The sequence below is a fragment of the Hydrogenovibrio sp. JE_KL2 genome, from assembly GCF_009296185.1.
GTDB lineage: Bacteria > Pseudomonadota > Gammaproteobacteria > Thiomicrospirales > Thiomicrospiraceae > Hydrogenovibrio.
Genome location: NZ_WBJR01000007.1, coordinates 15,824 through 41,732 on the forward strand (window position 1 = coordinate 15,824; position 25,909 = coordinate 41,732).

Sequence of the window (25,909 nt, forward strand, 5' to 3'; positions counted from 1 at the left end):
AATCCTCTACACCGCTTCACCAACAGGCTTACTACGCATGCTCTTGAATCGCTGTGCCAACATTTTTGGAAGTCGACTCAGTTTTTCCCAAGGTTGCTCCACAACAACTTTTTCTAGAGTCGAAGATGACACCTCCATTGTCACACTGCCGTTATGTAACATATTTGCTATACAAATTAACTGTCTGTTGACTTTAGACTCAGGGTTAAACTCTTTTAACAAGACCCCTTGTTTCAAGGATTCATTAAAGCCGATGTAATCATTCGAGACTCTAGCAACCTTATCTACCCCTAAAGCTTCAATCACTTCTTCCATCATTTCATCTTGATTAGAAGTGTCTCGATTGATAATTAACTTGAGTGAATCTTTGATATAACCTAGTCGTTGAGTCAGACGAATCACTGCATTGACTGCTCTAATAGAAGACAGGGATGGCTCTGTCACCAAAACAATGTTATCTGACTCATCCAAACAACTCAGGGTTACATCAGACAAATCTGAAGAACAATCGATAATGACATGATCAAAGTATTTTCTTAGCGATTGAATAATCGTCTTAATCATATCCGCATTCAGATTATCCAACTCTCCAATGTCGGATGGTAAAGGTAATAGATACAATCCTGATGATACGTGTTGAGACAAAGACTTATAAATCAGATTTTCATCAAAACGATTCAAGTTGTAGATAAAGTCTGTAATGGTATAGAGACGATCATTCTCCATATTTAAATAGAGAGCAGTGTCTCCTAAAGGCATATTCAAATCGACCAACACCGTTCTGTTTTCAGTCATACCTGATATTTGCGCTGCAATGTTGGTTGCCAAAGCCGTACAACCCACCCCACCTTTTAAGCTGAACAATGAGGAAACATTACCGTTTTTACCTTTGCGTCGGCGCTCTTGCATATGCAAAATCGACAGAATATGAAAAATTTCATTCGGACACTCGATAAAGCCCTGTACCCCTTGATGGTTGGCTTCAATAATGAAATCTGCATCCTTCTCTTTCAACAAGACATAAAGAGTCACGCCCTTTGATAGGGTCAAAATCTGGTTGATTTTTTCAAGTGTCCACTGCGCCTCGCCATCATATTCGATCATCACCAAGTCAACACTGTCTGGCCAAATATGCGGCAGTTCGTCCATACGCTCTATCTGGAACTTGGACATGATCGCAACTCGTACCGCTTCTTCAAGATCCTCATCACGTCCGATAAAGATCGCTTGTTTCAGGGCAATGGATGCCGTCGACAATTGCTGTGTCATTCCACTGTCTCCAATCCAATTTTAACCATACTCTTCGGCAATGCAGACTCCCCTTCTGGAAGTACCTTAGCCACTTTCCCTAAAAAGAAGCCATCAAAATCACTGGCTCGGGTGACATTTTCTCCCGGTAATACTATTTTCCTACCCGCGCCAATCGGGTCAACCAAGGTTGGTGTCACCAGAATCGCCAACTCAGACTTATCTTCCTCATAGGAAGTCGAGCGGAAAAGTGTGCCTAGAATCGGAATATCCCCCAAAATAGGGACTTTGTTCACTTGGCTTCGTAAATTATCAGATAACAATCCGCCGATAATGAAGCTTTGACCTGGCGCTAGAGTAATGGTGGTATTCGCTTTACGCGATTTAAATCCTGGCACAATAACATTCCCCGTTTGCGCTCCAGCTGATTCATCAATATTGCTGACCTCTGGCGCAACAGTTAACTGTATGTTTCCATCTTCGGTAATGATTGGGCTGAACCGTAAACGAATGCCATATTCCTTGTAGGTAACAGTAATAGTGTCTTGACTCTGAGCTGTTGGAATAGGCACCTCTCCTCCAACCAAAAAGGATGCGGTTTCACCTGATTGCACCACTAACTCAGGCTTGGCCAGGACTCGTGCCAAATTATGCCCTTCCAAAATAGATAAAACACCAAATATACTGCCATTTCGAGGATTGAACCCTAACTGAAATCCGTCAGGCTGAGGGAAGGCAATTTTCGCATCATTTGATGGCGAATTATTCAAACTGAACAAGGCCTGTGTTCCTAAATTTCCTGGCGGAAAAATTCCAAAACGGTCTTTTTTATCACGAATCGCCATACCGCTTCTGAAAGGGTTCCCCTTCGTCACTTCTGCGACGCGAACAGACAACTTGACCTGGTCTTTGCCAACAACCTTAATCATATTAACGACACTCAGTCCGAGTGAAGAAATTACCGCTTGAATACGCTTTTTACGCGCTTTGTGAGGCACAGTTCCCTTCAGTAAAACCATATAATTCCCAGCAATCGGGCGGATACTTAATTGCCCTGCCTTTTGAGTTTGCTGCAATATATCCTTGTTCTCACCGGCTTTAACCTTAAGTGTGGCATCATCGTCAATCTGATTACCAAGATTATCAAGCTCACGCCTGACCGATGAGGTTGAATCTATCCAAATATTTTTCAACTCAAAGCTAACCGTTTTATCAGGGTCAAGTTGAGAAATAAGCTCATTAACCGTTTTGGATATTTCCGCACGACGAGACGCATCTGGCGAAATATTCAGAACAATGTTATGTCCTTGATTGGGCGTATTTTGGTACCAAACGATCACCTCTGTGCGACCTGCCTGCTTACCACTCACCAACAATTCTTTGGCGTTAAGTACTTTTAAATTCGCCAAATCCGGGTTGGCAATCAGTGCTCGCTTAATCGGCGAATCGAACTTGACGATAATGCTCTCTGTCGCCATTAAGCTATAGGATTTCTCCGCCGCCAGCAAAGGGAATGACAACATTGAAAGTAACAGCATACTCAACGTATTTGATAAAAGTTTATTCAATGCTTTCATTTTGTAATTACCTCTTGAACATCACCACCCTGCATAATTTCAATCACGTCTCGCTTGGTCTTAGGTTTAAACTTAGGTGGGCGACCTTTACCTTGCTCCATCACTTTTAGGTTGACCCCATTAGTATCGACCAAATTTGTGTCGGAAGGATTCCGCAACATCAAGTGAATTGCGCCAACATTCATTGCCAAAGCCAATTGCTCTGCCTGCTTGGTCGTCACTTCCAACGCAATCATAGATTTTTTAGTCATTTTTTCAGCTTCAGCTTCTTTAGAAACAGCAGAACTATTCGCGCCAGGAACGATCATACGGTTGGCTTGTCCAATCGACAGTACAGGAATATTCTGCAAAATCGTTCGACTGATCATTTTTTTACCATCAACACTCTGAAAAACACTGATGATGTCAACATGGTCTCCTGGATTCAAAATCCCAAGCAGTCCAGTGTTCGCATCAACCGGAAGTCGAATAGCGCGCTCACCTTTAGACAGCAAGGCTTCAACACTTTGTTTTTGCACTGACTTGTCAGAACCGATTTTTTTGTCGATTATCCACTCGCCAGCATAAATAGTTTGAAAAGCAACATGCCCCACCGCATCCTGTGGATTGGTGATTACGCCATTTACCACAACACCGTCTGTTGGCACACTTAAAACTTTAAGATCGTCAACATCGATTTTTTCTCCACGATAAATATCTCGATTGGCCACAACAACAGACAGTAGTTTTGGCTTTTGAACAATGGTGACTGTTTTGACTTGGGCATGAGCCTTGGCATCTTCTACACGGTTCTGCACATAACCATAAACAAACACCACTGCCAAAATTGCAGACAGGGCAGCAGAGCCGTAAATCAACCAATCACTGGTTTTCAGCTTCATAATTACTTTCCAAAAAATTCGTTTGATGAAGGCGAGACCTTCATAGCTAAGGACTGGCTTGGCAGCTAAAATTGATGTCGTAGATACTGGTTCCAGATATCGAAAAATTACTGAATATATTCTTTAATTCAGGTAATACAATGGTTTGAACAGGGTACTTTGCCTGAACCACATAATATGCTTGCCCAGCGTCATTACTTACTTGATCAAACTGAACAGTGATATCGGCAGCAGTAATCGGCACCGTTCCACCAGTCAATTGGTATTTGGATTGCAACCAATCAAATAGTTGATTTCGCATCAAGTCAGCTGCATCCGCAGTAGCAGTTACCACCCCGCCACTACACTTCAACATCCCTGTTGAAGATTTAAATGGTAAGGAGTTCCCCTGATTGGCGTCTGTCATAACCCTCTGGTATAGGTTGTTCATATTTTCATTCCATACCAGAGTATCACTCGCATAGTTGATCATTTCGACAATCATCAAAATGGTCAGCACCATAATTGGCAGAACATATACTGTTTCCAGCATTACCGCCCCTTTTTGATGCTTAAAATCAATCTTTTTCACAAGTACGTGTCAGTAAAATCAATTAGCTATGCCTTAAATCTTAATTACCCGATCCAGAAGTATCACCTGCTCCAGAAGTACCACCTGTTCCGGCCGATGCTTCTGAACCTGTAATATCTCCAGCAACAGAAGTCATCTTAGTTTTCATAGCTTGACTGATTGTTCCATCTGTACCAAAGAAAACTGCAGCCAAGGCAACAACTGCAGCAACGACTAAGGCATACTCAATCATGCTTGCACCTTTTTGTTTTTCTTTCTTTTGTGCTAATTGTGCTTGAACGTTTTTATATTTTGTTTGATCCAACATAACTCTATCTCCATTGAAAAAATATCTGTCAGAAGGTTGACGGCAGCTATCTTAACCAAGGGAATTTAGAAGAATCAATTTTTTTGATAGGTTTTGATAAGTGAATTTTTTAATAGAATGATAAAGGTTTTTTCTACGGATTTTTACGAAGAAAAATTTATCGATAAGTAATTGATTAAAAAGAATATATTTTTATTTATACCCGTAAAAGAGATAAAAATATTATTAAGTTTTAATATTAGAAAGCACTGTAGTAAATGCAGATTTTGAGCACAAAAAAACCTCATTTGCAAAATACAAATGAGGTTTTTTCTTAAAATCGAAAACAGAAAAGATTACATCATTTCTAGGTCATCGATGACAGCGCCTAAACCTGCAGCTGCACATTTTTCATCGTCTTTACCATCCGGCGCACCACTGACACCGATTGCACCGTAAAGCTTACCACCCGCTTGAATCGGTACTGAACCCGCCATGAATGCTAAACCTTCACCCAGGTTCACCAAAGGACTTTTTGAGCGGGACTCCATTTGAGAACCTTTAACGTTGAACATGACAGAGGTATAAGCTTTCTTGAAACTGATATTCCAAGAAACAGGTGGTGCCATAGTGTCGCGCAATTGCGCTTGAGGGATACCATTTCGATCCACGACGGTTACGCTTACAGGAATGCCCTTTTCACGACAAGCTTCAATTGAAGCCATTGCAATCTTATTGGCAACATCAAGCGTTAAACGGCTAACGTTAACCGCCATATCTTGAGCGGCTGAAATAGTCGGCAGTGCACTCAACACGCCTGCAAATAGCACAGCACTTAGTTTAAGTTTCATAAATTACACTCCTTTGGTTTTTTGTAGTTTTTGCTGGGATGATTACCAACCTGCAAATAGATTGATTTTCCCATCCTAGAATGAAAACGCTTCTATTGAAACTTTGTCGTTTATAATCATTCGTAGAATGAAATTAATTATGCCCTTGAGCCAAGCCTTTTGTAAATGCCTAACAGTATGAAGACAGTATGAAAACGCTATGTAAAGCACCTGCTAAATTGATACTCAGCGGCGAGCATGCTGTCGTCAATGGTTGTCCCGCGATCAGCATGGCGATTGACTTACCCATGTTCTGTGAAGTCACCTCAGAAGCGATTGATGCTCACCAATATCCCTTTGTGGAAATCGAACTGGTCGACTGTCACCAAAAGCATGCCTTTCCTTTTGCGATTTGGCAGCAAATGGCGATTGATATCGAAAGCCGCTACCAACTTTTCGAGTCTGGCGCCATGTCCATCCGTAGTGTATTGAAGCAGCCCGTAGATTTGGTACTGACCACCCTGCATCATTTCCACCACCATTTCAAACTGCAATCCATGCATTGGGACATCAAAATTTATGGCCACGGATTGCTAGGTAAAGGTTTGGGAAGTTCCGCCGCCGTCATCGTCAGTTTGCTCCACAGCTTGTTCAAACATCACCACAAGGCCATTAATACGATAGAGATACTCTCGTTGGCAAAAACCATCGAGTCCCGTCAGCATGGTCATTCAAGCGGTATTGATCCCACCACGATTTTCCAGGGCGGTTTGCTTTACTATCAACAAAACAAGCCTTTTCAGCCACTAACAGCACATAATTTCAATGCGTGGCTGATAGATACCGGCACACCGGAAAGCACCACAGGGCAAGTCGTCAATCACGTAAAGTCGCGTTTTCCCGCCGAACACCCGATATGGAATCACTTTACCCAAATCACTGAAGACATCCGCAATGCATGGCAAGACCAAGATAGTTTTTGCTTGAAGGAAAGTATTCAGAAAAACCAAACCTTGCTCGAAGAAATTGGTATCGTCCCAGATAAAGTTAAACGCTTTATCAAAGAGTTGGAACAAAACCCAGACCAAGTCGCCAAGGTCTGTGGTGCAGGAAACCACAAAGGGCAAAATGGCGGCGTTCTGCTTTGTCTCAGCCCTCTGCCACCTCTGGAGCTTTGCTACCGCTATGGCTATAATTGCATCGCAATCAACTTAAGCCCAAAAGGAAGTCATTGTGAATTGGTCTAGCAGCGCTCCTGCAAACCTGATGCTCATCGGAGAGCACAGTGTCGTTCATGGTTACCCAGCCATAGCCATGTCGGTTTCACAACGCCTGACACTTGACTGGCAAACACGAGACGACATGCAAATATCGATTGAATCCTCTCTCGGAAACTTCCTGATCCACTTGGATAAATTGCACGCTATTCCCGAAGATTCGGCATTCAAATGGATTCTCTACCCCATTAGAAACCTGCGCCGAGAACTCGACAAAGGCTTTAACATCAAAGTCACCAGCGAGTTTGAACATACTTTAGGCTTAGGTAGCTCTGCGGCTGTATTGGCCGCAACACTGGGCGGGTTGCATTTTTATCTGAGTAAATCCTACGGCATTATCGAGACTTTCCGCCATGGCTTAAAAGTCATCCATCAAATCCAAGGCAGAGGTTCGGGAACCGATTTGGCAGCTTCTTTAGCGGGTGGTGTGATTTTGTTCGACCCGAAAAAACAGACCATCATTCCTGTTGATGCTTCTCTGCCGGCAACACTGGTTTACAGTGGCTACAAAACGCCTACTGCCAAGGTCTTGGACAAAGTGCATCGTGACTGGCTTTACCAACCCGATATTCTTAAAAACCTATATAAGATAATGGGCAAAGTCACCAGCCAAGCTTTTGATGCGCTGCAAAGAAAAGATATGTCTGGCTTTTACCAGCTGATCAACACCTACCAAGGACTCATGGATGCTCTAGGCGTCAACGATGACACCCTTGGACACATTGTCTATCAATTGCGAAGCATTCCTGGTGTGCAAGCCAGTAAAATTTCAGGGTCTGGCCTGGGAGACTGTGTTTTGGGTCTTGGCATGCAGGTTCGTCACCATAACAACGCGTTGGCAGACTACCAACATATCGAAATCGCAACCGACTACCAAGGTATGACCGTACAACAAACTGACTTACAAACCAACTAGCATTTAAATTTCAGACCCTATGAACCTACCACAAGATTTCATCAATCAGCTTATCCCCCACAAAACGCCGAAGAAAATCGGGCAAGGAGCTGCCGACGTCAATATCGCGCTCAGCAAATACTGGGGGAAACGCCAAGTTGAACTCAACCTACCCACCAACAGCAGTTTATCTATTTCTTTGCCGGGACTGGGTACCGAAACCAAAATACAGGCAGACGACACCTTGCATCAAGATTGTGTTTGTTTGAATGGCGAGCGCCTCACGCCAGACAATGCTTTTGCTATACGCCTATCCAAGTTTCTGGATTTTTTCCGTGAGACGCCGGATACTTTTTTTGATATCCATACCGAAAATACCGTACCCACTGCCGCAGGACTGGCCTCTTCGGCTTCCGGCTATGCCGCTTTGGTGTTGGCGTTGAACGACTGCTTTGACTGGCAACTGCCTAAAAAGGAATTGTCACTATTGGCTCGCCTCGGCAGCGGTAGCGCCAGCCGTTCTATTTATGACGGGTTTGTCATTTGGCATAAAGGACAATCAGAAAATGGCCTAGACAGTTTTGCCGAACCGATTGATGCGCCTTGGCCAGAATTTTGTATCGGTTTACTGGAAATCGACTTGAAAGCGAAAAAGGTCGGCTCTACCGCTGGCATGCAACAAACAGTGAAACATTGCGAACTCTACCAAGCTTGGCCGAAAAAAGCCGAGCAGGATGTTCAAGCCATCCAACAAGCCATCTTGCAACAGGACTTTTCTCAACTGGGTGCGTTGGCAGAAAACAATGCGCTCAGCATGCATGCCACGATGATTGCCACTTGGCCGCCGATTCTCTACTGGCAACCAGAGTCGGTAGAAGCCATGCAAATGGTTTGGGCATTGCGCGAAGCTGGCGTAGAAGTTTACTTTACGATGGACGCAGGCCCGAACCTGAAACTGATGTTTTTGCAAAAAGACGCCGAACGCATACAACAGACATTTCCTGCATTAAAGTTGATTCGACCTTTCGGTTAGGCGATAGCTCAATAGAACCCCCAACCTGGTAGATTTTTCACAAATGAGTAACTCACCACCCGAAGGGTAAGACGAGAAACACCGAACTCGCCGCCCGCAGGGGTAAGGCGAAAAAATCTGCCAGGTTGGGGGGGGGCGAAACTGAAATCGAGAGCTTGCACGAGCAAGGTCTCGATTTATTTGACGATTGTCAGATGCCGTTTTTTAGATGCCTTTTTAGGCTTGTCTACAGCATTCGATTCGCTCATTTCTGGCGCATCTTCCACTGCATGGTCTTCCGCTTCCTCTGGGTAAGCTTCTGGAGGAAAAGGCATTCCCTGACCGTTTTCACGAGCAAAAATCGCCAGCACCGCATCAGGGGAGAAGAAAATTTGTTGCTCCACACCTTGAAAACGAGCCTTAAACCGAAACAGATGGTTATCCATTTGCAGCTCTCGCACCGCTTCAGGATGAATGTTCAACACAATCATGCCTTCTTGAACATACTGCTGCGGCACCACGACCCCAGGATAGTTCGCGTCTACTTGAACATGCGGTGTCCAGTGATTATCAACAATCCACTGGAACATCGCACGAATCAAATAAGGGCGGTTAGAAATCATCCGTCGCTCGCTTAAACCACATCTCTCATATCCAACTCATCGTCGGACAAAGATTCCATAAAGACTTCACGAGACAAGACTTTGTTAGCGTAATCTGTAATCGGTTTCGCTGACTTAGGTAGCTCAATACCAAGGTAAGGTAAACGCCACATTAACACCGCCAAGCTGATATCCACCAAAGAATATTCTTCATTCAAGAAAAATGGCTGATGCTCGAAAACAGGAATCATTTGAATCAATCTTTCCTGCAGGTTACGACGTGCCGCTTTGACTTCTTTCTCGTCTTGGCTGCTTTGAATGGTTTCTACCAATGGATACCACTCAACTTCGATCTGACGAAGCATTTGACGTGAACGGGCTTTGGAAATCGGGTCAACAGACATCAATGGTGGGTGTGGGAAACGCTCATCCAAATATTCGATAATGACTTGTGGATCGTACAGTACCAAATCACGGTCGACCAAAGTCGGTAGCGTTCCGTAAGGATTTAGTTCCATCAAGTCTTCCGGCATGCCTTCTTCAAGGTTCACTTCAACGATATCCATCGGGATATCCTTTTCTTTTGCCATTAAGCGCACGCGGTGAGAGCTTGGGCCTTTTGGGTCTGAAAACAGGGTCATCACCGAACGTTGAACCATTGACAAATCTGACATACTTTTTAACTCCACATTGAATCTATTTAGATAAGGTCTATTTATTATACCTTGGCTGTCAAGTCCTCTGCCCTCGATAGCATTATCGACCGTTTAGGCTGAAAAAGGCTGGATAAACTCTGGAAAAGAGCCTTCGTGCATCAGGCATCAAGCGCGCCGAATGCAAGCACATCCGACAAGTCTTGCTTACCTTGAGACAAGGCAAACAAACGATCAAAGCCCATTGCCACGCCGGAACAGTCCGGCAGCCCGGGTGAAGACAAAGCGTCTAATAAGGCTTCATCAATCGGCACTTCAGCCAATCCGTTTTGGCGGCGTAAGGCTTGATTCGCTTCAAAACGTTGGCGGTAGGCATCGGCATCCTGCAATTCATGGTAACCATTTGCCAGCTCCATGCCTTGGTAGAAAATCTCGAAACGCTCAGCAGTCAAATCATTGTCTGGCGAAATACGCGCCAAGGAAGCATCCCTTGCCGGAAAATGCGTCAAACAAGTCAACTGACCCAGACCCAGTAGGGGTTCGATGACTTCGGTCAAGACCAACTGCTCCCAAAGCGGTTTATCGTCGGCATCCACACCGATAATCTCGGGAACATTGTTTTGCTTTAAGCAATTCAGACAAACCTCGGCAGAGGTATGGTGAATATCCGCTATCCCCGCAAAGCGCTCAAATGCCTGCTGATAAGTCATGACTTGTGTTGGCACGTCACCGAGTAACTGTTGAGCGACCGCAAAGGTTTCTTCAACCATATCCTTCAAGCGATAATTCAAGCGATACCATTCAATCATGGTGAATTCAGGTTGATGTCGTGGGCTCAAGTCGCCATTACGGAAAACCTTACCGAGATAATAGATATCTCCTATACCTTCACACAACAAACGCTTCATCGGGTACTCCGATGAAGTATGTAAATAATAGGTTAGCTGTTGCCCGACATTCGGCAAATCAACGCTCGTTTGCAATGAAGCCAAGTGTACATCCGGCACTGCCGCTCGAGACAGGATTGGGGTATCCACTTCGGTGACATTTTGCGCATAAAAAAACGCCCGGAGCTTATGCAAAGCATCCGAGCGTTTTTTCAAGATGTCGATTTTGTGAGAAATCACTTACTTCGCGCGAGAAACGTATTCGCCCGTTTCAGTATTACAAATGACTTTCTCACCAATGGTGATGAACAAAGGGACTTGTACAACCGCACCTGTAGACAAAGTTGCAGGTTTTCCACCGGTTCCTGCCGTATCCCCTTTCAGACCTGGATCTGTATCAGTCACTTCCAACACAACTTGCTTAGGGGGTTTAACCGCAATCGGATCACCATTCCAAAGTGTGACTGTGCAAGTATCTTGCTCAACCAACCATTTTTCCATATCTGCGACTGCCGCTGGACCCGCTTGATATTGCTCAAATGAAGACGGATCCATGAAGTGCCAAAATTCGCCATCGTTATAAAGGTATTGCAAATCGGTATCGATAACATCTGCACCTTCAACCTTTTCGCCGGACTTAAAAGTGTTTTCCAATACTTTACCGGTAATCAAGTTACGGTATTTCACGCGGTTAAACGCCTGGCCTTTACCTGGCTGAACGATTGTATTGTCAATAATGGTACAAGGCTGACCATCCATTAAAAACTTCAAACCGTTTTTGAATTCACTTGTGCTAATACTAGCCATATTTCACCTATTTGATTGTCATAATATTGTGAGGCGATTTAAAGCCGCGCCGCCGATTGGATTTGCGCTTACCGCTAAAACCTCTAAAATAAGCGGCATATTTTAACTTATGCGTCGTCTAATGGGCAATCGCTGACTTTCACATAATGGGCACCTCAAAAAACCACCAATGAGATTCTGCGAGACTCAAAGGCCACGTCTTCTAGGCGTGCGTTGCCGATCTTAGTCATTCTAAGGTCAAGACGCACAACAACGAAGAAGCGGCCTTTAAGCCTCGCCCGAAGGGGCTTAGCCAAGTTTGACAGCCCAGCGTTGCGAAGTCTTGCAAGGTCTAGACATTGCTTCAACTTCACGCCTTGTTCTGTCAAACTTGGCGTTGCCAGAATCCATCGGAGGTTCTTCGAGGTGCCCAATGTCAAACAACTTTTTAACCACATAACATCATGATTATTCAACGATTAGACGAACTTGCCGCCCAGATAGACATTCCGCTGGAAATCCTGCAACGAAAAACGCTCGACTCTGATTTCAAGCTGAAAGTGCCGGTGCATTTCGCGCAACAAATCGAAAAAGGCAATCTTAACGATCCATTGCTCCGCCAAATACTGCCGAGCATTGAAGAAGCGCAAACTGCCGAAGGCTTTTCTCAAGATCCGGTTGGCGATTTAAACGCCAACCCAACCGAAAGTCTGTTGCATAAATATGAGGGCAGAGCCTTGCTGATTACCAGCCCGCAGTGCGACATCCACTGCCGTTACTGCTTTCGCCGCCACTTTCCTTATGAGCAGGCGAAAAAACGCCATTGGCAACAGGCACTTGAGCACTTGGCGGCGGATACTTCCATCCATGAGATTATATTGAGTGGCGGCGATCCACTCACTTTATCTGAAGCCGGATTGATTGAACTCCTTCATCAACTGGAACAAATTCCGCATTTGGAAACCTTGCGCCTCCACAGCCGCACACCGGTGGTCGCCCCCGAACGCGCCAACATGACCAATTGGCTGGTAGCACTCAAGGCTTCTCGTTTCAATAAGGTATTGGTCGTGCATTGCAATCACCCTAACGAGTTGAGTGATGAAACACATCAAACATTCCAGCACTATCGAGAGGCTGGGGTCACACTCCTTAACCAATCGGTTCTGCTAAAAGGCGTCAATGATTCTGCCGACACCTTAAAGCAATTAAGCAAAAAGCTTTTTTCACAAGGCGTATTACCTTATTATTGTCATCTACTGGATAGGGTCGAAGGTGCCGCGCATTTTGAAGTGGACCCCCCCCCAACCTGGCAGATTTTCGAAACGCTCCGCAAAGAATTACCGGGGTATCTTGTGCCGAAACTGGTGCGGGAAATCGCCGGAGAGCCCTATAAGACGCCAATATATGAAAATACCGATACATGAAACCTTGTTAGCAGACGCTATCAACCAAACATAATCAAACCAATGCAAAATCCATTTTACCGACACAACCTCCATCACAACCCGGCATACGGCTATGCATTGCTGTTGATTGTGGCGATGACCGCTTGGCATTTGGTGCTGGCTGGTCGAGTGAACTTAAGTGTCGATGAAGCACACTATGCGCTTTATGGTCTGAAACTGGACTGGAGTTATTTCGACCATCCGCCGATGGTCGGCTGGTTGAATGCGATTGCCACCCATTTTTCGCATAGCGATTTCGGATTACGCATCATTCCCATCGCCTTTTTCGCCGCCTCAAATTTCGTGCTCTACCACTTAGCCTGCCGCTTATACCCAAGCTTCCGTTGGGTAGGGTTCTGGACGCTGGCACTCGTCAACTCGGCTTTTATGTTTGAGCTGCTTGCCACCTCAATGCTGCCGGACACACCGTTGATGTTTGCCAGCCTGATGGTTGTCTGGCAACTACTGAACCTACGTGATGCAACTGAACAACGCATTCCCAGATTGAAATTTTGGCTATGGCTCGGGTTCTGGATAGGGTTTGCAGGACTTTCAAAATATACGTCTGTCATTTTGGTGGTGTCGTTGGTGCTGATCGTTCTGATGGAACGCCGTTGGAAGTGGTTAACCGACAAAGGGCTTTGGCTAGCAGTTGTTTTGGCTGGCATCATGATTACCCCAGTGCTTTACTGGAATGCAACCCATGATTGGATTTCTTTTCTGTATCAAATACACCATGGTACCCACAACCAAGATTGGTCTTGGACAAGAGTCATCAGCACACAACTGGCACAATTCGGCTTATATACGCCAACACTCTATTTACTGGGACTTTGGCTGATGCTGACCGCATGGTTGTCACACTCGCCTTCGAACAAACTGCTCGCCGCCTTCTCATTACCGACGATTCTGCTATTTGCCATGAACTCCGGCTATGAAATGAGCCTGCCGCATTGGACACAACTGGCTTGGCTGTTCATCTCACCTGCTGTTGTTTTTTGGGCGTGGCAGCATTGGACATCAAAGCTTTTGCGTTGGTTCGTTTATTTTTTCAGTGGTCTCAGTCTGGTATTGGCACTCCTGCTCAATACTCAGCTTTACAGCCCGTGGATGCCTTTCAAATCTAAAGACAATCCTGTGCGCGATCTGCATGGATGGCAGCTCGCCATAACAGAAGCCAAGGCACTACAAAAACAACATGGCAACGCCCCACTCTTCGCCGCTAACTGGACACAAGCAAGCCGCATCGGCTGGTATGCTTACCCGCAGCCTGTGTATGTGACCGACAACCGTTTCGACCAGTTTGACCTCTGGTTCGGCAACCCGAAAGCCAATAGCGATGGTATCGTCATCGTTCCCAACTATGAAAGCAAAACTTTGAAACTGAACGAACCCGGGCACTTCAAAACCTGCCAGTTGGAAAAAACCCTGCCGATTGAAGCGCACAACCACATCATCGTCACCTATCGCCTGTTTTTCTGCCAAGGCTTTCAAGAGCCCGCTTATGCTGGTTGGGCAGCACAACTGCCAAGTGTGCAAAAAGCCATTCGACAAGAGACTCCAACCCCCTAAATATGCGTGAATAGAATACTTTAGCGAGGAATTCTATCAACCCGGCTTCTATTTTTGCGATAATACCCGACTGTTATTGACACCTTCACAAAAAACACCAAAACGGCTTGGAGACACTTTTGGGCAATATCATTAAACTGCTGTTATCTGCCGCCATTATCGGATTTATCTTTTATAAGTTTGAAATGAGTAGCGTACTGAATACCATTTTATCCGCCAATATCGGGTTACTGGTCGCCGCGCTTGTCATGCAGATTCTCAGTCAGAGTGTTGCCGCCTACCGTTGGTCTCTGATTATGGGATTGCTGAAATTCGACCACCCATTTTCCTTCTACTTCCGCAGCTACTTCAAAGGCAGTCTGTTCAACCAAGTATTACCTACCAGCATCGGTGGGGATGCCTACCGTATTGCAGAAGTCTCTGCCAACGGTGGTTTGGTGAAAGAAGCTTTCTATGGTGTGTTTATCGACCGTGTTGTCGGTTTGGTCGGTTTGTTATTGCTGAACTTGGCGGCAAATCTGATTGAAAGCAACCTACTGCCTGAAGAAGTCTTTTGGAGTATCAATATTGTCTTGATCTTAGGGATCGTCGGTTTAGTGGTTTTGTTGTTGATTCGTAAAGTCGCCCTGTTTGACCGCTATAAAATCACCCGTATTTTTTATCAGTTATCGAATCGCTTCCGATTCATTTATCGCACGCCAAAGCGTATCAGCCAACAAATGGGGCTATCGGTTTTAACGCATCTATTGTCCATGGTTTGTATTTTCGGTATCGGGCACAGCGTGGGCATCAATGAACCACTGGTCACTTATCTGGTATTGATTCCGCCAGCCATCTTGCTGACCATCCTACCGATTTCCTTTGCAGGCTGGGGGGTTCGTGAAGGCGCTTTGGTGGCACTTTTCCTACTGATTGGCGTTGACCAAACCCAAGTTCTTGCCATGTCACTGCTCTATGGGTTCATTTTGATTTTGAGCGCCTTACCAGGGCTATACTATTACCTAAAAAGTAAACATAAGTTTTTATAACGCAACCTTGCCATATATAATGCTTCACATAAGAAATTAGGGAACTTTTGCGAAAATGAATGTTGATATGATGCGTAAAGTGGACCACCATGTTGGAATTCCACTCACATTTTTAGCAACTTATTGGTTGAAGCTGATTCACTGGATCACCGGACAAAAGCCCGTCACGCCCAAAAACATCCTATTTGTCGAACTGTCTGAAATGGGTAGCACCATCATCGCCGATCCGGCAATGAAACGCGCGCAAAAGCACTTCAACGCCAATCTGTTCTTCGTCATCTTTAAAAAGAACAAACCCAGCTTGGATTTGCTGAAAACCATTCCTCAAGACAACATCTTTACCCTTTGTGAAGACAATCTTTTCACCTTGATGCGTGATGCCATCCGCTATTTATTCTGGTGCCGTAAGCACAAAATCGATACCGCAATCGACCTAGAACTCTTCTCTCGGGTATCGGCTTTATTGACCGGATTCAGTGGTGCTAAGAATCGCGTGGGATACCATAACTTTCATGGCGAAGGGCTTTATCGCGGAGAAATGCTGACCCACAAGGTAAGCTATAACCCACATATCCATATTGCCAAAAATTTCATCTCATTGATTTATGCGCTGGAAGCAAAAACAGCAGAAGTCCCCTTCTCGAAAGTACTTATTACCGATGAAGATACCAAACTTGATCAAGTCACCTTTACCGAGGCGGAACAAGCGCGCATCCATAAACAAATCAAGCACTGTCATTTGGATTATGAGCAAGACAAACATCGTATTGTTCTCATCAATCCCAATGCGAGTGACTTGTTGCCACAACGCCGTTGGCCGAAAGCAAACTTTATCGAATTGATGCAACGCATCTTAAATGACTACCCGGATGTTTTGGTATTGATTACCGGCGCACCAAACGAGCAGCCGGAAGCAGAAGAACTCAGAAAACAGGTCAATCACCCTAATTGCGTGAACTTTGCGGGTCAACTCAAGCTGCTGGAAATGCCGATTCTATACACCATCTCAAACTTGATGGTAACGAACGATTCTGGCCCAGGACACTTTTCGTCCATCACGCCACTAAAGACCTTTGTATTGTTTGGGCCGGAAACCCCTAAACTTTACGGTTCACTCGGCAACAGCACGCCCATTTTTGCGGGCCTTGCCTGCTCGCCTTGTGTCAGTGCCGCCAACCACCGTAAAACGCCTTGCACCGAACCGGTATGCATGGATGCCATTACTGTCGATACGGTTTACCAGCAAGTCAAAATCCAACTGGATTATTAATGCCGCCCCCAACCTGGTAGATTTTAAATATCTGCCAGGTTGGGGTGGAAAACAAGCCTTAACTTATCGCAACCGCCTCATCAAGAACAGCGAAATGACAAACAAGGTTACTGCGGGCAAGAACGCACCGAGAACTGAAGAGATATGGTAAACCACGCTCAGGTTACCGAAGATTTGGTTCAGCAGGTGAAAAGACATCCCGATCAGAATCCCGACAAACACCCGTTGCCCCATACTGACTTGACGCTGTGATCCGAAAATCAGCGGAAACACCAAAGACACCATACTGATAATGACCAACGGCATCGCAATTTTTCGCCAAAATGCCAGACGATAGGACTCGGCATCCAAATCATTCTTTTCCAAGAAGTTGATATAACGGTATAGATCAACAATCCCCATGTAACGAGTATCAACATGCAGACTCTGCAAGAGTTCGGGGTTCACCGGCAAAGACACCTGCATCGTCTTCATCTGCTTTTGTTGATAATCCAGTTTTTGCCAACTGCTCTTGCCTTGGAGAATCGGTAAATCCGGCAAGGTTTCTTTCTGCCAGCCCAGAGCGGTTTCCGTCACGCCCGTTAAACGCCATTGATGCTCACTATTGGGTATAAATTCCGCCTTTTTGGCAAAAACCCTTTTCTCCAAACGATCATTTTTAACAGTGTAAAGCGTGATATTGAAGAACTGACGCTCGGAAATCACCTTGCCGACATGAACAAACACATCCTCGTCTTTCATCCAAAAGTCTGCGGAACTGCCGATGGAAAAATCTCTATTCAACGCTTCGCTTCGCATTTTTTTCGCATAAGCTTCAGCATGCGGCGCAACCGTCTCACCAATCACAGCAACCACAAACCATAATATGAGCGCAGACTTCATCACGCCCCAAAATACGCGGCGAATCGACCAGCCCGTCACGCGCAAAATGGTCAACTCGGCATGGTTCGCCAAGCCGCCCAACCCTAACAGCGTACCAATTAGTAACGCCACCGGAAAAATCTCATAGCCGTAAACGGGGAGCTTCAGTAAGGTATAGAGCGATCCCATTGCCAAAGTATAGTGATTATTCAACTTACCGAGCTGAATCATGAATTCGGAAAAGCCGAGGATAATGAGCAAGACCATCAATACGATTAAGGTGTAGCTCACCAAAACACGTCCCAAATATCGTTCAATAAGATTCATTGCGCTATTCGCCCTTTGCCGTTGCTTTGCGGGTCAGTTTATTTTGCATTTGATGCAACGAAGGTAACTCGAACCAACTGGGCTTAAGAGTGCCTTGATACAAGGCAAACACCAGGAAAAGAAGAGGAATCGGCCATAGCCCGATCATCACCGGGAAAACACCATGCTCCATGGAATCACGCGTCGTCACCAACAACTGATTGAACACGACGTACAGCACCAGTGCCAAGAAGACTTTAGAAAAGCGCCCTTCTCGCGGCGCAGTCTTACTCATCTTCAATCCAAGCAGTCCCAGAACGACAATTGATAGTGGTGTCACTAAGCGCCATTGTAGTAGTGCTTGATCTTCTAACGAAGACGACGACAAAAGCTCCGCAGTGGGCGTCTCATACTTTTGTTTTTTCGGCATAGCCCCTTGGATTTCCGGCAAAAAGCCTTCAAATCGGGCAAAGTTTCGCACAGTAAAAGTATCGCCATTCACCAAACCTTCATAGCTGTGTCCATTGAACAGCACCAACGCTAGCTTGCCATCTATCCATTCAAACTGTCCTTTCGGTGCAACCATCAATACATCGCGATCTTGGTTGTGCAAACGCACCCAAACCGATTGCAACTGCTTGTCATCCGTAATGGATTTAGCATAAAAAACGCCTTCACCATTCGGCAATTCATTAAACTTTCCGGGGGTTAGTAGCGCTAAGGGCGTTGCCGTCTGTGTTTCAAGCATCAACATTCTTTCCTGCTTGAAACTCCATGGCGTGACATATAGGGTAATCCATGCGGTCATCAGCGCAAGAGGCAGCAAGAACCAAAATACTCTTTTCTGGAAATAACCGGGAGAAATACCGCAACTATTCAATACCACCATTTCCTGATCTTGATACAAGCGCCCCACCGCTAACATCACAGACAACAAAGCAACCAGTGGCAAAATAACTTCTAGTGCCGGCGGCATCTTATAGAGTAAGGCACGAAGGACAGCAGACGGCGCAATTTCACCATCAACCGCAACCGCCAACAGCTTGGTGGCTTCGGTTCCGAAAGTAATTAACGACAACACCAAAAATACGGCAAAAAAGGTTGCGTACAATTCTTTATAGAGATACTTATCAAGTATTCGCAAAAAACACCGCCAAACGCTAGAATAGATGAATAAAATAAGTGGTCGACACTGAATAATACATTTAAATTTTGGCAAAACCAGATTTTTCTCAATGAGGCGGCCTTTTGAAAGGCTACCTGGATAGCATGAGAAAAGCCAACGATGTTGAGGAAAGCTGGTGACGCTCCATCGGATGGGCGTTTAAGCGGGCATACTCGTTGTTGTGGCTCTTGGCAAAGGAAGCACCTTTACCTACAACCCACGCCTAGAGTCTACCCACTTAAACATCCCACAAAATGTTAAATGCGTTATTCAGTGTCGACCAAGAATGGCAAAATTATACCTTAATCCCAGAAATAATCATGATAGTGACTGTCTTCGACAGTAAATATCAACCTAAAGAAAGGCTATTGGATTCCATGAAACATATCGACTTCTCTCTTCAATCCTCTGCTGACAGCGCAGACTTCGACACCTTATTATTACCTGTTTTTGATGATGGTTCCGTACCGGAATCTGCTGCCCACTGGGATCTGGCAGACTTGGTGAGCAAATTGGTGGCGCAAGGAGACTTCGCAGGAAAGTCGGGAGAAAGTCTGATGCTGTTCGATCAAAAAGGCTTTTCCCGCATTTGTTTAGTAGGGTTCGGCACACCGGAAAAACTGACTGAAAAATCTCTGACCGAAACGGCAGACGCCATGGCGAAAGCCATCACCAAATCCGGTGCAGTCAACCTGCTTAGCCTTGCCGGAAGTGTGTTCTCAGACAAAATCAACCAAGCCGGCGTGCTTTACCACCTGACACTGGCAACACAAAAAAGTCTTTATGAATATACTCATGTCAGCCGCAGCGCAGAGTTCAAACCTAAAGAAGTTCGCCTGGAAAAAGTCACCTACATGATTAATGCCCGTGACGAATGGCAAGCTAAAATCAATCAGGCGCAAGCCACGGCTGAAGGCATGGCGGTCACTCAAGAGTTGGCGAACATGCCGAGTAACTTCTGTACCCCTTCTTATTTGGCAGAAACTGCAAAACAAATGGCGAAAGATTACGACTTTGACTGCAACATCCTTGAAAGGGAACAAATGATCAACATGGGCATGGGTTCTTTCATGGCGGTTGCTCAAGGTTCTATCACGCCACCAAAGATGATTTGTTTGTCATATCAAGGTGCCGATAAATCCCAAGCACCGATTGCGTTGGTCGGAAAAGGTGTGACTTTTGATACCGGCGGTATTTCTTTGAAGCCCGGCGCTGCCATGGATGAAATGAAATATGACATGGGTGGTGCGGCAACCGTATTGGGTGTGTTTGAAACCCTAGGCCGTCTTAAGCCTGAAATCAACGTTGTGGGTGTCATTCCCGCAACTGAAAACATGCCGTCCGGCAATGCTATCAAACCAGGTGATGTTGTCACTTCCCTTTCCGGCCAAACCATTGAGATTCTCAATACCGATGCCGAAGGACGCTTGATTTTATGTGATGCTTTAACCTATGCGCAACAAACCTACAAGCCAAGTAAAATCATTGATATGGCGACTTTGACAGGGGCTTGTATCATTGCTTTGGGACACCACATCTCCGCAGTTTTGGGTAACGACCAGAATTTGGTGAACGACCTTGTTGAAGCCAGCCAAACCACCTACGACCGTTTCTGGCAACTGCCGCTGAGCGAAGAGTACGACGAGCAGTTGAAATCCAACTTTGCAGATATGGCGAATATCGGCGGCCGTCCGGCAGGGACTATTACCGCCGCGCAATTCCTTGCTCGCTTTACCAAAGATATTGATTGGGCACACTTGGATATTGCCGGCACTGCTTGGACAAGCGGCGGTAACAAAGGTGCCACAGGCCGTCCGGTTCCTGCGTTGGTTGAATACCTGCTAAAACAAGTAGATTAAACGCACAGACTCACTGAGACAACCAAGACATGTCACAACAGACAGGCACCCAAAGCAACAGCCAAGACGTACTTTTCTACGTCTTGGAAAGTACTGAAACCGCACAAAGAGATGCTTTCATCACCAAGTTGGTGAACAAGATTTACAGCGAAAACCGTCTATGCGACATTCGCTGTGGCAACGATCAAGAAACTCAACGTCTTGATATCGCCCTGTGGCAGTTTCGCCCGGAAGCCTTTATTCCTCATGCAATAGCATTGGACGTTTCGGCGCCGATACAACTTTGGGTGCAACAGGTTTCAGAGCCTTGCGAAGATGTCCTGCTCAATCTGCACACCGACTTTGCCGAGGACTTCAAACAATACACCCGAACCATTGAAGTACTGGATCAATCCGAAGCTTTGATCGAAAGAGGTCGTGAACGCTGGCGACAGTATAAAGCCTTAGGAATTGAACCCACCATCCACAAAATTCCACCTTCAAAATAAGACCCTATAAATAAAGGCTATACAAAGGCACAACGCAATGGATATTACCCAGCTTCTAGAATTTTCCGTCCAACAGAGCGCATCCGATCTACACCTGTCATCCGGCATGCCGCCCATGTTGCGAAAAGATGGCGATATCCAAAAACTCGATACCGATCATTTAACGGATGAATCGGTTAAATCGTTGGTGTATGAAGTGATGAACGACCTCCAGCGCAAGCAGTTTGAAGAACATTTGGAAGTCGACTTCTCTTTTGAGCTGCCGAATATAGCGCGCTTCCGCGTCAATGTTTTCCAACAAAACCGCGGATTGGGTGCTGTTTTTCGTACCATTCCCAGTACTGTATTGTCACTAGATGCCATTCACGCACCAGAAATCTTCAAGAGCATCGCACTCATGCCAAGAGGCCTGGTTTTGGTAACGGGACCAACTGGCTCAGGGAAATCGACAACGCTGGCAGCCATGGTCGACTATATCAACGCTACGCAAAACGTTCATATTCTGACGATTGAAGACCCTATTGAGTTCGTTCACCCACCAAAGAATGCCTTGATCAATCAGCGTGAGGTTCACCGCGACACCAAAAGTTTCAGTAATGCATTGCGCTCGGCACTGCGTGAGGATCCGGACGTTATCCTGGTCGGTGAGTTGCGCGATTTGGAAACCATCAGTCTGGCGATGACTGCTGCGGAAACCGGGCATTTGGTGTTCGGCACACTACACACCAACTCCGCTGCCAAAACCATTGACCGTATCATTGATATCTTCCCTGCCGAAGAAAAATCCATGGTGCGTTCCATGCTCTCCGAATCTCTACAGGCCGTCATTTCTCAAACCCTATTAAAACGAGTGGACGGTGGTCGTGTGGCTGCCCATGAAATCATGCTTGGCTCTTCGGCAATTCGCAATCTGATTCGTGAAGACAAAGTGCCGCAAATGTACTCCATGATTCAGACCTCTAATAAAGTCGGTATGAAAACCTTGGATCAAGACTTGAAACAATTGGTCAATAACGGCATCATCAGCAAGGACGAAGCGCGCAGCAAGGCCATCAACAAAGCAGATTTCTTGTAATCCATGCCAGCGACCCATTCACAAACCCTTTCCCAAATCCAGACCTTGCTATCGGCATTTGTACAGCAAGGCGGTTCGGATTTATTCATCACCCAGGGATGCGCCATCTCCATGAAAAAAGATGGACAACTGATTCCCATAACGCAAGGCGAACTCTCCCCTGACGCCTGCAAACAGTTGGTTTTAGGGTTGATGACCGACGCACAGCAGCAACAGTTCCTAGCAACAAAGGAAAGCAACTTTGCCTACCGTCTTGCCGATGGCGCTCGCTTTAGGGTCAATGCGTTTTTCCAACAGGGCTATGTCGGCAGTGTTATCCGTATGATTCGCAGCGACATCCCGAATTTAGCAGACTTGAATCTGCCAGATATACTGACCGAAATCATTCAGGAAAAACGTGGACTCATCCTGTTTGTGGGCGCGACGAGTTCCGGTAAATCAAGCTCCATGGCAAGCTTGATTGACTACCGAAATCATCACTCACAAGGTCATATCATCACCATCGAAGACCCAATTGAGTTCATCCACCCTCACGGCAAATGCCTCGTTACCCAACGGGAAGTCGGCATTGATACCGACTCTTATGAAGAGGCCTTGCAAAACACTCTGAGACAAGCACCCGATGTGATTCAAATCGGTGAAATTCGCACTCAGGAAACCATGGAACACGCATTGAATTTTGCGGAAACAGGACACCTATGTCTGTCGACACTGCATGCAAACAATGCCAATCAAGCCATCGAACGCATCGTCAACTTCTTTCCAGAAGCGCGCCGCGCTCAACTGCTGATGGACTTATCGCTGAACTTGAAAGCCATTGTTTCCCAGCGGTTGATTCCAAAACAAGATGGTGGTCGCATCGCAGCGGTGGAAGTCATGCTAAACACACCGCGTATCGCTGATTTGATTTTCAAAGGGGAAATCGCCGAGCTGAAAGAAGCGATGAAACAATCCGCCGAACCAGGTATGCAAACCTTTGATCAAGCATTGTTTACCCTTTATGAAGAAGGGAAAATCAGCTACGAAGACACCCTTCGCAATGCGGATTCCTTGAACGATTTGCGCTTAAAGCTTAAATTGGAAAGCCAACGCTTTGCACAGGAAACCACAAACGGGGATAATACCCCCTCTAATTTAAGCCTTCAGGACTCTTAACTTTATGCGTTTTTCGGTATTGCTTTCACGTTCCATTTTGACGCTGACCGTGCTTTTCGGTTCATTACAATCGGCTTATGCCAAGGCAACCCTGCCGCAAGCTGAAAACACGCCAGAAACAGCGAAAGCGCAAACGGAACAAGCCGACCCGAATCTTGTGATTAAACACCTGTGTAAAGACCTGTCGAACAAGCTTAGAACCATTGATTACCAAGGCTGTCTTTCCCTACACCTTCATGTATCGGACTACTCGGTTAAACACAAACCTTTGACTACCCGTGAAATTCTCCCCAACAGCGACATTCCGCCTAAAGGTAAAATCCTGTTTATCGGCGGTATTCATGGCGACGAGTATGCAGCGATTAGTATCACCTACCTCTGGTTGCAGGCACTGTTGAAGCCTGAAAACAGAACGCCTTATCATTGGTTGTTTTTGCCCGTTGCCAACCCGGACGGACTCTTGCAAAAAAACTCCACGCGTATCAACGCTCATGGTGTCGACCTGAACCGCAACTTCCCTTCCCCTGATTGGGAAAAACTCGCACTTAAATCATGGAAAAATCACACCCACTCCAGCCCTCGACGTTACCCAGGTCCCACAGCCAACAGTGAGCCGGAAACCCAGTGGATAGTCAAAATCATCAAGGCCTATCAACCAGATGCCATCATCTCCATCCACGCCCCTTATGGCTTGCTGGATTACGATGGGCCTGAGCATGCTCAACCCAACAAAATCGGGCACCTCAAGAGACGAGAACTTGGTACTTACCCAGGGTCTCTAGGGCGTTACGCGGGGGAATACTTGAATATTCCGGTATTGACGCTGGAATTAAAATCCGCAGGGCGTATGCCTAATGACCGAGAAATCCATAATATGCTGGAAGATTTGGAAGAGTGGGTAAACGATAAGATCAAACAACGCGAAGAAGATATGTAATCCGTAACCCCCAACCTGGTAGATTTTTGGTAACTTACCCGAAAAATCTGCCAGGTTGGGGTTAATCGAATATTGCTTGAAACGCGCGGGGCATGATACTGCCAAACTTAAAAATGCCTGGCGATAGAGCTTTAACAACCAGCATTAACGACTGGCTATATTGTAAGCAACCTGTGTTTTCTGAGATGGGCTGGTTTGTTGCACTTTCAACACCAACTGCCAACCATTTTGACTGGCTGTCTTTTTCCAGAACTGCTCGACCATTTGCTCTCTACCCTTCACATGGGTTGGGAAAGTCACATAGTACATATCCTTTTCCCCAGGGTAGTGGAAGACGCCCACTTTAGACCAGTCAACCTCATATTCCTGTTGTTCACGCAACCATTCATTGATGCGGCTCAACACCTGCTGTTTGTCATTGGACTGAAGAATTTCTGCAGCATCGCTAGGCACTGGCAACACTTCAGCTTTAGTCGCGATGATTACCGGCGTTTCCGGTGGTAGACGATAGCGGTCAATCAAATCTGCCATTGCCGGATTGTTCAACACCACACACCCTTTACTCGCCATCGGTGGGCGGCTATAGGTTGAGCGAGGAGTACCATGCAACCAAATACCGGAGCCGGTTCTACCCAACTGTTTATCCCATTGGTTCGGGTAATTCAATGTCAAAGCCGCCACACCATAAAGTTCCGGCAACTGACGATCGGATAATTGTTTGACGATTTGATAGACACCGATTGGCGTTTTCAAATCTCCCTTGGTCTGTTTTCCTGTGCCCTTACGACCAATGGAAACATAGTAGTTAGCCACCTCATGGTAAGCACCCGCAGTTTGTTGATACAAAAACAAACGATGCGCTTCAGAATTAACAATGATCAGGTAAGGCTGAGTGCTCGACTTCAATACAAATTGCCCAAGGATTTCCGACTCGGTTTGGTGCGTCAACCCTGTCGCTTGCCAACGAACCTTGGCTTCTTCAAGTAATGAGTGAACTTTCTTTGGATAGGCTTTGCGGTACTCTTGAATCCAACGAGACTTACCGGCTTTAATCGCCAGGAAGTCGGCCTTCATCAATTGCGCCAACTGATATTTCGGATTCTCGTTTGCCAGGGTTTCGATGTGTTGCATCGCCTGATTGAACGAATAGTCGTGGATAGACTTAAAGCCACTCAGCAATTGTGTTTCAGCGCTTTCCGCCATTGCAATCGAAGGCAAAAAGAGAGCTCCCGACAGGCAACAG

The 25,909-nt window shown here is 45.9% G+C and carries 25 protein-coding genes; 12 read left to right on the top strand and 13 right to left on the bottom strand.

The window, feature by feature from the left end; genetic code table 11:
- Window positions 1–6 precede the first annotated feature (6 nt).
- From F8R13_RS11055 to F8R13_RS11080, 6 genes are all read right to left on the bottom strand, one after another.
- Complete coding sequence (locus F8R13_RS11055; protein WP_152834565.1) at window positions 7–1,269, bottom strand: AAA family ATPase; 1,263 nt, start codon at window positions 1,267–1,269, stop codon at window positions 7–9.
- The gene (locus tag F8R13_RS11060; RefSeq protein WP_152834567.1) at window positions 1,266–2,825 is read right to left on the bottom strand and encodes a type II and III secretion system protein family protein; all 1,560 of its coding nucleotides are present in this window, start codon (window positions 2,823–2,825) and stop codon (window positions 1,266–1,268) included. Before F8R13_RS11060 ends, F8R13_RS11055 begins: the two co-directional genes overlap by 4 nt.
- A complete protein-coding gene (cpaB, locus tag F8R13_RS11065) occupies window positions 2,822–3,706 on the bottom strand; it encodes a Flp pilus assembly protein CpaB (protein WP_152834569.1) in 885 nt (294 codons plus the stop codon). Before cpaB ends, F8R13_RS11060 begins: the two co-directional genes overlap by 4 nt.
- 46 nt (window positions 3,707–3,752) lie before the next feature.
- Window positions 3,753–4,238, bottom strand: coding sequence for a hypothetical protein (locus F8R13_RS11070; protein ID WP_152834571.1), 486 nt, complete (start codon window positions 4,236–4,238; stop codon window positions 3,753–3,755).
- Window positions 4,239–4,317: 79 nt separating this feature from the next.
- The gene (locus F8R13_RS11075; RefSeq protein ID WP_152834573.1) at window positions 4,318–4,584 is read right to left on the bottom strand and encodes a Flp family type IVb pilin; all 267 of its coding nucleotides are present in this window, start codon (window positions 4,582–4,584) and stop codon (window positions 4,318–4,320) included.
- Between the two features lie 335 nt (window positions 4,585–4,919).
- Window positions 4,920–5,414 (bottom strand): heme-binding protein, encoded by a 495-nt coding sequence (locus F8R13_RS11080; RefSeq protein WP_152834575.1) that lies wholly within the window; start codon window positions 5,412–5,414, stop codon window positions 4,920–4,922.
- 188 nt (window positions 5,415–5,602) lie between these two features.
- Here F8R13_RS11080 and F8R13_RS11085 point away from each other — a divergent pair, with 188 nt between their 5' ends.
- From F8R13_RS11085 to mvaD, 3 genes are read left to right on the top strand one after another with little or no spacing between them, the layout of a single operon-like run.
- Window positions 5,603–6,640, top strand: coding sequence for a mevalonate kinase (locus F8R13_RS11085; RefSeq protein WP_152834577.1), 1,038 nt, complete (start codon window positions 5,603–5,605; stop codon window positions 6,638–6,640).
- On the top strand, window positions 6,627–7,586 hold the full coding sequence (locus F8R13_RS11090) for a GHMP kinase (protein ID WP_152834579.1): 960 nt from the start codon (window positions 6,627–6,629) through the stop codon (window positions 7,584–7,586). The genes F8R13_RS11085 and F8R13_RS11090 overlap by 14 nt, the downstream gene beginning before the upstream one ends.
- 19 nt (window positions 7,587–7,605) lie before the next feature.
- The gene (gene mvaD, locus F8R13_RS11095; protein WP_152834581.1) at window positions 7,606–8,598 is read left to right on the top strand and encodes a diphosphomevalonate decarboxylase; all 993 of its coding nucleotides are present in this window, start codon (window positions 7,606–7,608) and stop codon (window positions 8,596–8,598) included.
- 176 nt (window positions 8,599–8,774) lie between these two features.
- On the opposite strand, the gene F8R13_RS11100 is transcribed toward mvaD, so the two are convergent.
- The 4 genes from F8R13_RS11100 to efp form a co-directional block, all read right to left on the bottom strand.
- The gene (locus F8R13_RS11100; protein WP_152834583.1) at window positions 8,775–9,200 is read right to left on the bottom strand and encodes a ClpXP protease specificity-enhancing factor; all 426 of its coding nucleotides are present in this window, start codon (window positions 9,198–9,200) and stop codon (window positions 8,775–8,777) included.
- Window positions 9,201–9,211: 11 nt separating this feature from the next.
- Window positions 9,212–9,853, bottom strand: a complete 642-nt coding sequence (locus F8R13_RS11105) for a glutathione S-transferase N-terminal domain-containing protein (protein ID WP_152834585.1) — start codon at window positions 9,851–9,853, stop codon at window positions 9,212–9,214.
- Between the two features lie 140 nt (window positions 9,854–9,993).
- Window positions 9,994–10,959 carry an EF-P lysine aminoacylase EpmA gene (gene epmA / locus F8R13_RS11110; RefSeq protein WP_371414954.1) on the bottom strand — a complete coding sequence of 322 codons (966 nt, stop codon included), beginning with the start codon at window positions 10,957–10,959 and terminating at the stop codon, window positions 9,994–9,996.
- Complete coding sequence (efp, locus tag F8R13_RS11115) at window positions 10,960–11,526, bottom strand: elongation factor P (RefSeq protein WP_152834587.1); 567 nt, start codon at window positions 11,524–11,526, stop codon at window positions 10,960–10,962.
- Between the two features lie 443 nt (window positions 11,527–11,969).
- On the opposite strand from efp, the gene epmB reads away from it, so the two are divergent.
- The 4 genes from epmB to F8R13_RS11135 all read left to right on the top strand — a co-directional run bounded on the left by epmB (window position 11,970) and on the right by F8R13_RS11135 (window position 16,820).
- Window positions 11,970–12,929 (top strand): EF-P beta-lysylation protein EpmB, encoded by a 960-nt coding sequence (gene epmB, locus F8R13_RS11120; RefSeq protein WP_152834589.1) that lies wholly within the window; start codon window positions 11,970–11,972, stop codon window positions 12,927–12,929.
- A gap of 42 nt (window positions 12,930–12,971) precedes the next feature.
- Window positions 12,972–14,522 carry a glycosyltransferase family 39 protein gene (locus F8R13_RS11125; RefSeq protein ID WP_152834591.1) on the top strand — a complete coding sequence of 517 codons (1,551 nt, stop codon included), beginning with the start codon at window positions 12,972–12,974 and terminating at the stop codon, window positions 14,520–14,522.
- A gap of 119 nt (window positions 14,523–14,641) precedes the next feature.
- Window positions 14,642–15,550 (top strand): lysylphosphatidylglycerol synthase transmembrane domain-containing protein, encoded by a 909-nt coding sequence (locus tag F8R13_RS11130; RefSeq protein ID WP_152834594.1) that lies wholly within the window; start codon window positions 14,642–14,644, stop codon window positions 15,548–15,550.
- Between the two features lie 67 nt (window positions 15,551–15,617).
- Window positions 15,618–16,820, top strand: coding sequence for a glycosyltransferase family 9 protein (locus F8R13_RS11135; protein WP_253806443.1), 1,203 nt, complete (start codon window positions 15,618–15,620; stop codon window positions 16,818–16,820).
- 63 nt (window positions 16,821–16,883) lie between these two features.
- On the opposite strand, the gene lptG is transcribed toward F8R13_RS11135, so the two are convergent.
- Window positions 16,884–18,008, bottom strand: a complete 1,125-nt coding sequence (lptG, locus tag F8R13_RS11140; RefSeq protein WP_152834597.1) for an LPS export ABC transporter permease LptG — start codon at window positions 18,006–18,008, stop codon at window positions 16,884–16,886.
- 4 nt (window positions 18,009–18,012) lie between these two features.
- Window positions 18,013–19,131 (bottom strand): LPS export ABC transporter permease LptF, encoded by a 1,119-nt coding sequence (lptF, locus tag F8R13_RS11145; protein WP_152834600.1) that lies wholly within the window; start codon window positions 19,129–19,131, stop codon window positions 18,013–18,015.
- A 341-nt stretch (window positions 19,132–19,472) separates the two neighbouring features.
- Between lptF and F8R13_RS11150 the strand changes: the two genes are divergently transcribed.
- The 5 genes from F8R13_RS11150 to F8R13_RS11170 are packed head-to-tail and all read left to right on the top strand — an operon-like array spanning window position 19,473 to window position 24,666.
- Window positions 19,473–21,011 (top strand): leucyl aminopeptidase, encoded by a 1,539-nt coding sequence (locus F8R13_RS11150; RefSeq protein ID WP_253806444.1) that lies wholly within the window; start codon window positions 19,473–19,475, stop codon window positions 21,009–21,011.
- A 29-nt stretch (window positions 21,012–21,040) separates the two neighbouring features.
- Complete coding sequence (locus F8R13_RS11155) at window positions 21,041–21,499, top strand: DNA polymerase III subunit chi (RefSeq protein WP_152834602.1); 459 nt, start codon at window positions 21,041–21,043, stop codon at window positions 21,497–21,499.
- A gap of 37 nt (window positions 21,500–21,536) precedes the next feature.
- Window positions 21,537–22,574 (top strand): type IV pilus twitching motility protein PilT, encoded by a 1,038-nt coding sequence (locus F8R13_RS11160; RefSeq protein WP_152834603.1) that lies wholly within the window; start codon window positions 21,537–21,539, stop codon window positions 22,572–22,574.
- Window positions 22,575–22,577: 3 nt separating this feature from the next.
- Entirely contained in the window at window positions 22,578–23,729 is a 1,152-nt protein-coding gene (locus tag F8R13_RS11165; RefSeq protein ID WP_152834605.1) for a PilT/PilU family type 4a pilus ATPase, read from the top strand.
- 4 nt (window positions 23,730–23,733) lie between these two features.
- A complete protein-coding gene (locus F8R13_RS11170) occupies window positions 23,734–24,666 on the top strand; it encodes a M14 family zinc carboxypeptidase (RefSeq protein WP_152834607.1) in 933 nt (310 codons plus the stop codon).
- Between the two features lie 144 nt (window positions 24,667–24,810).
- Here F8R13_RS11170 and F8R13_RS11175 read toward each other — a convergent pair whose 3' ends face one another.
- Window positions 24,811–25,884: a murein L,D-transpeptidase family protein gene (locus F8R13_RS11175; RefSeq protein WP_253806445.1), complete on the bottom strand. Its 1,074-nt coding sequence runs from the start codon at window positions 25,882–25,884 to the stop codon at window positions 24,811–24,813.
- Window positions 25,885–25,909: the final 25 nt, after the last annotated feature.

What these genes read in the sequence shown, in the direction of transcription:
- F8R13_RS11170 (WP_152834607.1), top strand. Translation starts at nt 23,734, where the DNA reads ATGCGTTTTTCGGTATTGCTTTCACGTTCCATTTTGACGCTGACCGTG.
- mvaD (WP_152834581.1), top strand. Translation starts at nt 7,606, where the DNA reads ATGAACCTACCACAAGATTTCATCAATCAGCTTATCCCCCACAAAACG.
- F8R13_RS11155 (WP_152834602.1), top strand. Translation starts at nt 21,041, where the DNA reads ATGTCACAACAGACAGGCACCCAAAGCAACAGCCAAGACGTACTTTTC.
- F8R13_RS11100 (WP_152834583.1), bottom strand. Translation starts at nt 9,200, where the DNA reads ATGATTTCTAACCGCCCTTATTTGATTCGTGCGATGTTCCAGTGGATT.
- epmB (WP_152834589.1), top strand. Translation starts at nt 11,970, where the DNA reads ATGATTATTCAACGATTAGACGAACTTGCCGCCCAGATAGACATTCCG.
- F8R13_RS11080 (WP_152834575.1), bottom strand. Translation starts at nt 5,414, where the DNA reads ATGAAACTTAAACTAAGTGCTGTGCTATTTGCAGGCGTGTTGAGTGCA.
- F8R13_RS11150 (WP_253806444.1), top strand. Translation starts at nt 19,473, where the DNA reads ATGATAGTGACTGTCTTCGACAGTAAATATCAACCTAAAGAAAGGCTA.
- F8R13_RS11075 (WP_152834573.1), bottom strand. Translation starts at nt 4,584, where the DNA reads ATGTTGGATCAAACAAAATATAAAAACGTTCAAGCACAATTAGCACAA.
- F8R13_RS11060 (WP_152834567.1), bottom strand. Translation starts at nt 2,825, where the DNA reads ATGAAAGCATTGAATAAACTTTTATCAAATACGTTGAGTATGCTGTTA.
- F8R13_RS11105 (WP_152834585.1), bottom strand. Translation starts at nt 9,853, where the DNA reads ATGTCAGATTTGTCAATGGTTCAACGTTCGGTGATGACCCTGTTTTCA.
- lptG (WP_152834597.1), bottom strand. Translation starts at nt 18,008, where the DNA reads ATGAATCTTATTGAACGATATTTGGGACGTGTTTTGGTGAGCTACACC.
- F8R13_RS11055 (WP_152834565.1), bottom strand. Translation starts at nt 1,269, where the DNA reads ATGACACAGCAATTGTCGACGGCATCCATTGCCCTGAAACAAGCGATC.
- F8R13_RS11085 (WP_152834577.1), top strand. Translation starts at nt 5,603, where the DNA reads ATGAAAACGCTATGTAAAGCACCTGCTAAATTGATACTCAGCGGCGAG.
- F8R13_RS11125 (WP_152834591.1), top strand. Translation starts at nt 12,972, where the DNA reads ATGCAAAATCCATTTTACCGACACAACCTCCATCACAACCCGGCATAC.
- F8R13_RS11160 (WP_152834603.1), top strand. Translation starts at nt 21,537, where the DNA reads ATGGATATTACCCAGCTTCTAGAATTTTCCGTCCAACAGAGCGCATCC.
- F8R13_RS11135 (WP_253806443.1), top strand. Translation starts at nt 15,618, where the DNA reads ATGATGCGTAAAGTGGACCACCATGTTGGAATTCCACTCACATTTTTA.
- cpaB (WP_152834569.1), bottom strand. Translation starts at nt 3,706, where the DNA reads ATGAAGCTGAAAACCAGTGATTGGTTGATTTACGGCTCTGCTGCCCTG.
- efp (WP_152834587.1), bottom strand. Translation starts at nt 11,526, where the DNA reads ATGGCTAGTATTAGCACAAGTGAATTCAAAAACGGTTTGAAGTTTTTA.
- F8R13_RS11070 (WP_152834571.1), bottom strand. Translation starts at nt 4,238, where the DNA reads ATGCTGGAAACAGTATATGTTCTGCCAATTATGGTGCTGACCATTTTG.
- F8R13_RS11165 (WP_152834605.1), top strand. Translation starts at nt 22,578, where the DNA reads ATGCCAGCGACCCATTCACAAACCCTTTCCCAAATCCAGACCTTGCTA.